Annotated in this window: 8 protein-coding genes and 2 tRNA genes; 6 read left to right on the top strand and 4 right to left on the bottom strand. The window is 72.6% G+C overall.

Annotation, left to right across the window (positions count from 1 at the left end; translation table 11 throughout):
* Nucleotides 1–521: alcohol dehydrogenase catalytic domain-containing protein (locus tag AC2W7A_RS05295; protein WP_485990432.1), on the bottom strand; the 521-nt coding region annotated here is incomplete at its 3' end.
* A 253-nt stretch (nt 522–774) separates the two neighbouring features.
* Between AC2W7A_RS05295 and AC2W7A_RS05290 the strand changes: the two genes are divergently transcribed.
* The 3 genes from AC2W7A_RS05290 to AC2W7A_RS05280 all read left to right on the top strand — a co-directional run bounded on the left by AC2W7A_RS05290 (nt 775) and on the right by AC2W7A_RS05280 (nt 3,548).
* Nucleotides 775–862 (top strand) — tRNA-Ser (locus AC2W7A_RS05290).
* A 372-nt stretch (nt 863–1,234) separates the two neighbouring features.
* The gene (locus AC2W7A_RS05285) at nt 1,235–3,328 is read left to right on the top strand and encodes a bifunctional metallophosphatase/5'-nucleotidase (protein ID WP_485990431.1); all 2,094 of its coding nucleotides are present in this window, start codon (nt 1,235–1,237) and stop codon (nt 3,326–3,328) included.
* Nucleotides 3,285–3,548, top strand: a complete 264-nt coding sequence (locus AC2W7A_RS05280; RefSeq protein ID WP_485990430.1) for a hypothetical protein — start codon at nt 3,285–3,287, stop codon at nt 3,546–3,548. Before AC2W7A_RS05285 ends, AC2W7A_RS05280 begins: the two co-directional genes overlap by 44 nt.
* A gap of 197 nt (nt 3,549–3,745) precedes the next feature.
* Here AC2W7A_RS05280 and AC2W7A_RS05275 read toward each other — a convergent pair whose 3' ends face one another.
* The gene (locus tag AC2W7A_RS05275; protein ID WP_485990429.1) at nt 3,746–5,659 is read right to left on the bottom strand and encodes an FAD/NAD(P)-binding protein; all 1,914 of its coding nucleotides are present in this window, start codon (nt 5,657–5,659) and stop codon (nt 3,746–3,748) included.
* A gap of 288 nt (nt 5,660–5,947) precedes the next feature.
* On the opposite strand from AC2W7A_RS05275, the gene AC2W7A_RS05270 reads away from it, so the two are divergent.
* On the top strand, nt 5,948–6,886 hold the full coding sequence (locus AC2W7A_RS05270) for a PRC-barrel domain-containing protein (RefSeq protein ID WP_485990428.1): 939 nt from the start codon (nt 5,948–5,950) through the stop codon (nt 6,884–6,886).
* A 210-nt stretch (nt 6,887–7,096) separates the two neighbouring features.
* Nucleotides 7,097–7,185: transfer RNA gene (locus AC2W7A_RS05265), tRNA-Ser, on the top strand.
* A gap of 142 nt (nt 7,186–7,327) precedes the next feature.
* Here AC2W7A_RS05265 and AC2W7A_RS05260 read toward each other — a convergent pair.
* Both AC2W7A_RS05260 and AC2W7A_RS05255 read right to left on the bottom strand, forming a co-directional pair.
* The gene (locus tag AC2W7A_RS05260) at nt 7,328–7,876 is read right to left on the bottom strand and encodes a hypothetical protein (protein ID WP_485990427.1); all 549 of its coding nucleotides are present in this window, start codon (nt 7,874–7,876) and stop codon (nt 7,328–7,330) included.
* Nucleotides 7,854–8,090, bottom strand: a complete 237-nt coding sequence (locus tag AC2W7A_RS05255) for a hypothetical protein (RefSeq protein ID WP_485990426.1) — start codon at nt 8,088–8,090, stop codon at nt 7,854–7,856. The genes AC2W7A_RS05260 and AC2W7A_RS05255 overlap by 23 nt, the downstream gene beginning before the upstream one ends.
* A gap of 357 nt (nt 8,091–8,447) precedes the next feature.
* On the opposite strand from AC2W7A_RS05255, the gene AC2W7A_RS05250 reads away from it, so the two are divergent.
* Nucleotides 8,448–9,905, top strand: coding sequence for a polysaccharide deacetylase family protein (locus AC2W7A_RS05250; RefSeq protein WP_485990425.1), 1,458 nt, complete (start codon nt 8,448–8,450; stop codon nt 9,903–9,905).
* The last annotated feature ends 76 nt before the right edge of the window (nt 9,906–9,981 follow it).

Here is a 9,981-nt window from a genome sequence, read left to right as displayed (position 1 = left end):
CGGCCTCCGCACCGAGCCCCTCGGCGCGGGCGCACTTCTCCGGCCCGCCGGCCGTGGCGAAACACGCGGGCCCCGAGGGCGCGCAGGTACTGCACGGCGAAGGAGCCGATGCCGCCGGAGGCGCCGTGCACCAGCACCACGTCACCGGCGGAGACGGCACCGCGCTCGGACAGGTTCGTCCAGACCGTGCAGGCGACCTCGGGGAAGGCCGCGGCGTCCGTGAGGGACATGCCCTCCGGGACCGCCATCAGCTGGCCGACGGGCACGCAGACGAACTCCGCAGCGCCGCCGCCGGCCAGCAGCGCGCAGACGCGGTCCCCCACGGCGAGCGCGGTCTGCCCCTCGGCGCCGGGGCCGAAGGAGGCCACCACTCCGGAGGCCTCGAGGCCGAGCACCTCGGACTCGCCCCGCGGCGGCGGGTAGTCGCCCTGGCGCTGCATGACGTCCGCACGGTTCACGCCGGCGGCGGCCACCCTCACGAGGGCCTCGCCCGGCCCCGGCACCGGCACGGCCTCCTCCACGACGCGCAGCACCTCGTGCCGCCGGCGCCGTCGCACCGGACCGCACGCATCGTCGCCTTCACGTCCGTGCCGCGGGTGGTGGGTGCCGTCATGCGTCTGTCCTCCTGGGTGCGGGGCGGGCCCGGGCGGTCGCTCCGGGCGGGTCCCATCTTCCCCCGTGCCGCCCGGGGCCCTCAAGGCAGGCGGACCCGCATCGTCATGCGTGGGTAGAGTGGGACGGACGCCCCGCCGGGTCCGCCCGGCACGGGGACGGGGATGGTTGTCCGAGCGGCCGAAGGAGCCGGTCTTGAAAACCGGTGTGCGGTGACCCCGTACCGAGGGTTCGAATCCCTCACCATCCGCTGACACCCCCGACGACGGCTCCGTCGCCTCCGCAGGCGACGGAGCCGTCGTCGTCTCCTCGCCCGTGGCGACCCTGAGGGCCGGCCCGGCCCGCCGACATGGCGGACGTCACACGCGGGCCTGTCTCAGATCACAGCGGACGGACATGTGTGACCCACATCGTGTTCACCTGGACGAAAACTGGCAGTGATCAGATCGGTCCATGCGCCCGGCGACCGTCCGGCCGCATCACCCGCATCCGCACGAGGCCCGCGGCGCCCCACCCGCCCGGGCATGAGGAGACATCCCGTGTCATACTTCTTCCGCCGCCGCGCCGCGGCCACCGCCGCCTGCGCCACCCTGGTCCTGGCACCGGCGCCACCGCCCCCGCGATGGCCGCCGAGACCTCCGAGGGATCGAAGACGATCTCCATCCTGTCCTTCAACGACTTCCACGGTGCCCTGTCCGCGGACTACGCCGGCACCCAGTTCGCCGACACCGTCGAGGACTACCGCAAGGCCTTCGAGGCCGAGCACGGCACCGACTCCACGCTGCTCACCAGTGCCGGCGACCTGATCGGCGCCTCCGCCTCCGTGTCCAACGTGCAGCAGGACCTGCCGACCATCGACGTGATGAACGCCCTCGGCCTGGACGTCCTCACCGCCGGCAACCACGAGTTCGACAAGGGCCTGGACGACCTGACCGGCCGCGTGGCCGAGCGCGCCCAGTTCCCGGTGATCGCCGCCAACTTCGTGGACCCGCAGTCCAAGGAGCCGGTGCTCACCTCCCACAAGGTGTTCGACGTCAACGGCGTGCGCGTGGCCGTGATCGGCGCCGTGCCGAACGACCTCTACTCCACCACCACCGCGGCCGGCCTGCAGGGCATGGAGGTCACCGCCCTCGTGGACGCCGTCAACGGTGTGGCTGACCGCCTGGCCGCGAACGGCGAGGCCGACGTGATCGTGGCGTCCTACCACGACGGCGCCTCCGGCTCCGGCGAGCTGGCGGACGAGATGGCCCGCAACAGCACCTTCCGCGGCATGGTCGAGGACACCTCGGCGAACGTGGACATGGTCTTCAACGGCCACTCGCACCAGCTCTACAGCTATGAGACCAACCTGGACGGCGTGCGCCGCCCGGTCATGCAGGCCGGCTCCTCCGGCTCCCACCTCGCCGCCGTCGAGCTGACCTACGACCCGGCCACGGACACCGTCTCCGGCGTGGAGCAGCAGCTGATCGAGCGCTCCACCCAGGACCCGGCCGAGGCCGCCGCCGAGTCCCCGGTGACCGCCGAGGTCTACGCCATCGAGCAGGACGCCGTGGCCGTGTTCGAGGAGAAGCAGTCCACCGTCGTCGCGGACCTGGACGGCTCCCTGACCACCGACTACGCCGACGTGCTCGCCGCCGGCGGCACCTGGCGCGCCGGCGGGTCCCGCACCGCCGAGACCACCCTGGGCAACTGGGTGGCCGACGGCCTCAAGCACACCGTGGCCGCCGCCGGCCCGGAGGTCGACCTGGGCGTCACCAACCCGGGCGGCCTGCGCTCCGAGATCATCGAGGACATGTTCACCAACTCCGGCGACTTCGGCCCGAAGCCGTCCGACCTGGTGGGCAAGCTGACCCTCGGCGAGATCCTGGACGTCGCCCCGTTCGGCAACACCCTCGTCTACTTCGACATCCCCGGCTCCTCGATCCGCAAGGCCCTCGAGGAGAACTGGCGCGACGGCGAGAAGAAGTTCAACCTCGGCTGGTCCGAGAACCTCACCTGGACCTACGACGAGTCCCGCCCGCAGGGCGAGAAGGTCACCGGCGTGTGGATCGACGGCGAGGCCGTGGACGACGACCGGATGTACACCGTGGCCACCCTGTCCTTCCTCGCGGACGACTCGTGGGTCGCCGCCGGCGATCCGTCCCAGGCCCCCGACGGCTACACCGCCTTCGCCGAGGGACGCGAGAACTTCCACAACATCGGCCTCGTGGACGCCGCAGCCCTGCAGGACTACGCCGAGGCCCAGGCCGCCGAGGAGGGCGCCGTCTCCCCGGACTACGCCAAGAAGGGCGTGTCCGTCACCGACGCCCCGGCCACCGTGGCCGCCGGTGAGGAGATCGCCCTGACCCTGGGCGACCTGATGATCGACTCCGACGGCGCCCCGGCCGTCTCCTCCGTGGCCGTGGCCTTCCAGCCGGCCGGCGGCGAGGCCGTCGAGCTCGGCACCGTGGACGCCGACGGCGACGAGACCGTCGCCCTGTCCGGCATCACCGCCCCGGAGACCGCGCGCCGGCGCGAGCTCGTCATGACCGTCACCTACGCGGACGGCACCACCACCGTGGTCCGCCACGCCCCTCGAGGTCACCGCCTCCGACGCCGGCGACCAGCCGGGCGAGCCGGGCACCCCGGCCGACCCGGAGGTCCCGGCGGACCCGACCGATCCCGAGCACCCGGTGCACCCGGAGCACCCGGGCAACGGCCCGGCCGACCCGCATGACCCGGAGCACCCGGTCCACCCGGAGCACCCGGGCCAGGGCCACGGCCCGGAGAAGGGCGATGACCACCCGGGCCAGGGCCACGGCGTGGACAAGGGCGAGCACACCAAGCCGACCAAGGTCCAGACCGGCGGCGAGGCCGCGTGGTCCCTGGCCGCCCTCGGCTCCCTGGGCGCCGGCGCCCTGCTGATGATGCGCCGCCGCCTCACCGGCGCCCGCTGACGTCCGCGGGCTTCCGCACCCCACGACGACGGCTCCGTCACCTTGGAGGTGACGGAGCGTCGTCGCGTCCGTGCCCGGGCACAGGACAGGGGTGAGCGACGCGCACGGGGCGAGGAGCCGTCGTCGGGGGCGCCTCCCCGGACCGGGTCAGGCGTGCTCGAGCAGGGCGGCGGCGATCGCCTCGGCGTCCCCGAGGCTCATCGCCCGGCCGGCCGGGTCCTGGCCGGCCTCCGCGGCGATCGCCGTGCCCCACTGCACGCCGGAGAGCTGCAGGCCCAGGACGAAGACGTCCTCGTCCACGGTGCCGTCTGCGGAACGGAGCCGGTGGGGACGTGGGGTGACGTCGAATCCGGTGGCCGGCTGGAGTGCGCCGTCCGCGTCCTCGAGGTGCCGACCGCGGCGATGCCCTCCGCGAGCAGCTGGCGCATCAGCCGCGAGGAACCGGCCTGGACGCGGTTCGGCGGCATCATGGCCTCCACCAGCCAGGAGCCGAAGAAGGTCGCCGGCCCCTGACCGTGCTCGTCGCCCACCTTCGGGCTGCGGGCGCGGAACCCGGCGTCGTCCGCCTCGACCGCCGGCAGCGGGCCGATCCAGTCCAGGAGCCCGGCACGGTGCAGCGCGAGCATCTGCTCCACGCGCCAGCGCGGCGGACCGGAGGACAGGCCCTCCACGAGCGGCTCGAACCAGGCCTGCACGTCCTTGAGCCGGGAGGACTCCGTGACCTTGCCCTCCGCGATCCACTGCTTGATCCGCAGCCGGCCGGCGTGCAGGGCGCCGATCGCCATCATGAACGGGGAGTCCTCGCCGAGCGCGGCCTCCACACACGCCTGCTCCAGGAGCGAGGCGACCTGCTCGTGGTACTCCTCCGGGGTGTCGAACACGTCGTCGCGGTACGGGTCCGCATAGGCCACGATGTCCAGGAAGCGCCGGTCCGGCGCATAGCGCTGGAGCACCTCCTCCGCGTGGCGGGCCGTGACCGGGGCGCCGCGGCCAGCGTCGTCCAGCAGGGCGACGAGCTCGCCCAGGAAGCGGCGGGCCGCGACCGGACCTCCCAGGATGTCCGGCTGCGTGCGCGCCATCGTGGCGTAGTAGTGGCGCACGACGTCCCGGTGCAGCAGCGGCCAGATGTGGTCGTCCAGGTCCAGGATTCCGTGACGGTCCAGGAGAGCCTGCACGGCGGCGTCGGACAGGTAGGACAGGCTCACGCCGTGCGGGACGAAGGAGGTGACCTCCGCCTTGGGCAGGTACGGGATGCCGCGGCGGGACATCAGGTGCAGCACCGGCTCCCGGCCCGAGGGCTCGTAGCGCAGGGCACGGCCCGGCTGGTCGCCCGTGCGGTGGAAGGTTCCGCCGCGGCCCTGGGTGAGCTGGGCCAGGATGTCGAAGGCGTTCAGGCCCATGCCCCGGACCAGGACGTCGACCCCGGCCTCGATGCTGCGCCAGTCCACGTCCGAGGGGATCTGCGGGCCCTGGTAGTGCAGGCCCGGATGCTCGGCTGCGGCCTCCGCGAGGCGGGCCTGGTGCGTGCTGAGGCGGGCGCGCTGGTGCCCGAGCGCCAGGACCGCCGTATCCGCCTCGAGGGTCTCCTCACCGGACCCGTCCACCGGATCCAGGGTCAGGACCACGCCGCCCTGAGGCCGGTGGCGCAGCGAGGTCGCCTCCGCACGGTGCTCCGTGAGGGACAGGACCTCGTCTCGGCCCCGCAGGGCACCGGCCACATGTGACCACAGCTCGGCCAGGTAGCGGCCGTAGACCGCCCGCGCCGGATACTGGTTCCGCTCCACGCCCAGGGAGGCCTCCGGGTTCACCCGACGCCACTGGTCGAAGGACTGGGCGGCGGTCGAGGGCCGCAGCCCCGGGTTGTCCGCCGCCGCGGCGGTGGGGAAGAACGACGGTGTGTTCATGAGGTAGAGCTCGGACTGGTCCGTGCGCCACACCTTGCCCGGCCCGACCGGGTACGGGTCCACCACGTGCAGCTCGAGCGGACGGTGGGGCGCGGCGGGATCGCGGGACTCCAGACGGGCCAGGAGGCGCTCCAGCACCATGACCCCGCGTGGGCCCCCGCCCACCAGGACGAGTCGCAGGGGCGAGGTGGCGGCGGGCTGGGGCACGGCTCTCCTTCGTCAGGCGTGGGGCGGATGCGGTTCTCTCCGGTGTCCAGGGTACTGAAGGGCGCGGGACGCGGACCGGGCCGCGCGGGTCCGGACCGGCGACCTCAACCATCTGTCGAGCCTGTGGTTCCGCCCCGTGGAAAGCTGATCACCACCTGGGAATCCGGGCGATTCGCCGCCCGGAGGTTGCGCCGGTCCGGACGGGGGGTGAAGTGTCGGGACCAAGACGAGCCGGAAAGGTGCTCGTCGACCACGCGACACAACGCAAGACCAGAGAAGGAGCACACCATGGATCGCACCATGCTGGAGCAGCTGCAGAACGCCACCGTCTACTCGACCTCGGGCGACAAGATCGGTTCGGTGGGCCAGGTCTACCTCGACGACCAGACCGAGCAGCCCACCTTCGTCACCGTGAAGACCGGCCTGTTCGGCACCAAGGAGACCTTCGTCCCGCTGGACAAGGCCCAGGCGACCGAGGGCGGCGTCACCGTCCCCTTCGAGAAGGACTTCGTGAAGGACGCCCCGAACGTGGACGCCGACGCGAACCTCACCCCGGAGGAGGAGCAGCGCATCTACGAGTACTACTCCATGGACTACGAGGGTGGCCGCGGCCATGACCGTGACGGCCTGTCCGACCGCCGCCACGACGACCGCGACGGTCTGGTGGATCGCGACCGTGACGGCCGCATCGACGACGACCGCGACCACCGTGGCCGCAACGCGGCCCTGGCCGGCGGTGCCGCCGGTGCCGCCGGTGCCGGCCTGGGCCGAGACCGCCACGACGACCGCCGTGACCAGGACTTCGACGGCCGCCGCGACGACCGTGACGGCGTGCTGGACCGTGACCGCGACGGCGATGGTCTGACCGACCGCCGCCACGACGACCGTGACGGTCTGCTGGACCGTGACCGTGACCGTGACGGCCTGGGCCGCGACTACGAGCGTGAGGGCGTCGGCCGGGACGACCGCGACCTGGACCGCGACCGTCTGGGCGATGTGGACGGCGGCGCCCAGGACCACACCGTCCAGGGCCGCGACGGCCGCGGCACCCAGGGCCTGCGTCTGCGCCGCGAGGTGTACACCGCCACCGAGACCGTGGAGGTCCCCGTCAAGCGCGAGCGCGTCGTCCTGGAGGGCGAGGACGACAATGTCGTGGAGGAGCGCATGGACGACGTCGACGGCGGCGCCCAGGACCGCTTCGGCGACCAGGACGGCACCCGCCGCTGACCAGAGCTGGCAGTCTGGGGCGAGTGGCCGTCGTCGCTCCCCCGACCCACGGGACGGCCCCCGTACCGCCTCGGTGCGGGGGCTGTCCCGCGTCCGCTGCCGGGCCGTGTTCCGCCCCCTCCAGTGCGGGCCACCTTTGATCGGGGCCGCCCGGACACGGTAGGCTGGCGTGGTCCGTCCGAGGGATCCGTCCCTCATCTGGACAGACGTGGACACGTGCCAGAGCGGCCGAATGGACTTCACTGCTAATGAAGGGCCCGGCGAAAGTCGGGCCGGGGGTTCAAATCCCCCCGTGTCCGCGCAAGGGAAGGGCCCCGGAACCATGCGGTTCCGGGGCCCTTCCTCCTGTCCGAGCGGCGCGACGAGCGGTCGCGAACCGGTCACAGGGCAGTCGGCGCGTGCCGCCTGGGGCCGCCGGGAGGTCCGGCCCCGGCCGGCGGCTCACTGGCCGCGTGACTCCTGGATCCGGCGCAGCAGCTCGAACGCCTCGGGGACGGAGAGCTCGGTGTGGGTGGAGAGCTGGACGGCGGCGGTCTCGAGGTTGCCGTCGCGCATCATGGCGGACAGCTGGTCGCGCAGCCAGGGCGGAAGGTCACGTGAGGACAGGTGCACGGTGCCGTCTCCGCGCATCACCTCGACCTCGAAGGGCCGGTCCTCGGGGGCGGGCTCGGCCGACCACTCTGCCGGGACCATGAGGTCGGCGGGCAGCTCCGGCAGCGCAGGTGCCTCGGGGTGCTCGGGGCCGTCCTGCCCGCGTGTGACGGCACCTGCGTCCGACGACGGCCGGTTCCCGTCCTCGGACGGCTCACCCCCGGTACGGGTGGGCGCACCGTCACGGCCGGTCACCGACTCGCCGTGCTCGGTGGCCGAGGCGTCCTCGTCCGCAGCGGACTCGGCGGTGTCCGGTCCGACCCCCGGAGCGGTCTCCGCCTCGACGGGGGCCTCGTCCTCGGCCCGTCCCGTCTCGTCACCTGCGGCCCCGGGGCGCACCGGGTCCCCGGTCCGCGGGCCGGCCGACGGGCGACTCCGCGGCCTCCGGCCCCTCACCCACGGCAGGGTCCGGACGCTGCTCGCCGCCGTCCTGCTGGGGGTCCTCCTGCGGGAGCGTGTAGACCTGCGGGTAGGCGGCGAGGGACTGCACGTCCACCATCGAGTCGCGCAGGGACCGCCCCGTCACCCGCCGGTACTCGGTGACGGCCTCCATCGGCCGGTTGGTGGCGATGCGCCCGTAGACGCTTCGATGGGCGTCTTCCGAGAGGAGGGAGGAGGCGTGCCGTGCCCGCTCGACGGAGACGCCGCCGGTGGGCCACCGGCCGCCGCGGGGCGGCGTTCGGGCTTCGGACGCCTGCCGAGCCACACGACCACGCCCGCCACGAGCGCGCCGATCACCACCACGGCCAGGGCCGGCACCAGATACTCCATGCACTCCAGTCTAGGCGTCCCCGGCAACCCTGCTCCGGGCGGACAGCACCTGACGATCTCCCTCCACCAGGGGCACAATGGAAGGTGGAGGAGTGCCCGGTGGGCGTCCTCCGCAGTGGACCCGAGACGAGGAGCGCCCATGTCACTGTCCCCGGCAGCACGAGCCACGCCGTCCCGCCACCGCTGGTGGGCCCTGGCCGCGGCACTGGCCCTGACCGTGACCGGATGCCAGTCCCCGCAGCAGGACACCGAGTCGGCGGCCCCGGCCCCGGAGCGGTCCGTCTCCGGCCCGGCCGAGGACGGCCAGGGCGGGGAATCCGGCGAAGACGGTCAGGACGGGGAGCCCGGTGACCCTGCGGACGAGGGCGAGGACTCCGGTGGAGAGTCCTCCGACGGCGAGGAGAAGCCCGGGGAGGAGCTCTCGGACGAGGAGAAGTGGAAGCGGGCCTCCGAGGAGGGCGTCGCCCCGATCCCGCGTGAGCCCATGCCGGAGAACTCCGAGACGCCCAACGAGGAGTCCTGGCGCACCGTCCCCTCGAACGTGCCCATGGAGAAGCTCGAGGAGGGTGAGAAACCGCCGCAGTTCGTGCTCGTCTCCTTTGACGGCGGCGGCTGGCACGACCGCTGGCAGACCTTCATGGAGGCCGCGAAGCCGCACGACGCCCGCTTCACCGTCTTCCTGACCGGCATCTACCTGGTGGAGGAGGCGAACCGCGAGCTCTACCAGGCACCGAAGCACGAGCCGGGCCAGGCCGCCGTGGACTTCTACCCGGACGAGCCGTCGATCGCGCAGCTGGTGCAGGACCTGAACCAGGCGAACTCCCGCGGCCATGAGATCGGCACCCATTACAACGGCCACATCTGTGCCGCCTCGAAGGACGGCGCGGACACCTGGAGCCCGGAGGACTGGGAGCACGAGCTGGACCAGTTCTTCGACTTCCTCGCGAACTACCGGGAGAACAACGACTACGACTCCGACTTCCCGACCCTCGAGGTGCAGCCGGACTCGATCCGCGGCGGTCGCCTCCCCTGCCTGGACGGCAAGTGGAGTGACATCGTGCCGGCCTGGAAGAAGCACGGCATCACCTATGACACCTCCCGCTCCTCCACGCTCGGCACGGGGGTGCACTGGCCCTACTCGCAGGACGGCATCTGGCAGTTCGAGGTGCCGGTCGTGTTCTCCCCCGCCTTCGACGGACCGGAGAGCCCGGCGAAGGAGGGCGACGATTCCCCCATCGTCACGGCCATGGACTACAACTTCTGGGCCAAGATCAACGGGGCGAAGGACGAGCCGGAGAAGCGTCAGGTGATGCACGACGCCGCCCTGGAGACCTACCGGTACATGTACGCCTCGGCCTACGCCGGCAACCGCGCCCCGCTGGTGCTCGGCAACCACTTCAACGGGTGGAACGACAACGCGTTCAACCCGGCCGTGGAGCAGTTCATGTCCGAGGTCTGCGGCGAGCCGGACACCTACTGCACCACCCACCGGGACGTGATCCAGTGGCTCTCCCTGCAGGACCCCGAGCGCGTGAAGGAGTGGCAGTCCGCCGAGGCCTCGGCCACCGGCAAGGACCTGGAGGAGATCACCTGGTGATCCTCCGCCCCGTTGCCCTGAGGCCAGCGGACCGGACCCCGACGACGGCGCGCTCGCGAGGCTGGGCGCCGGTGGT

It is taken from the genome of Micrococcus sp. LASM2_SD2 (genome assembly GCF_057364565.1).
Note: the sequence above shows the minus strand (reverse complement) of the source record. Positions and strands in the feature narration are given on the sequence as shown.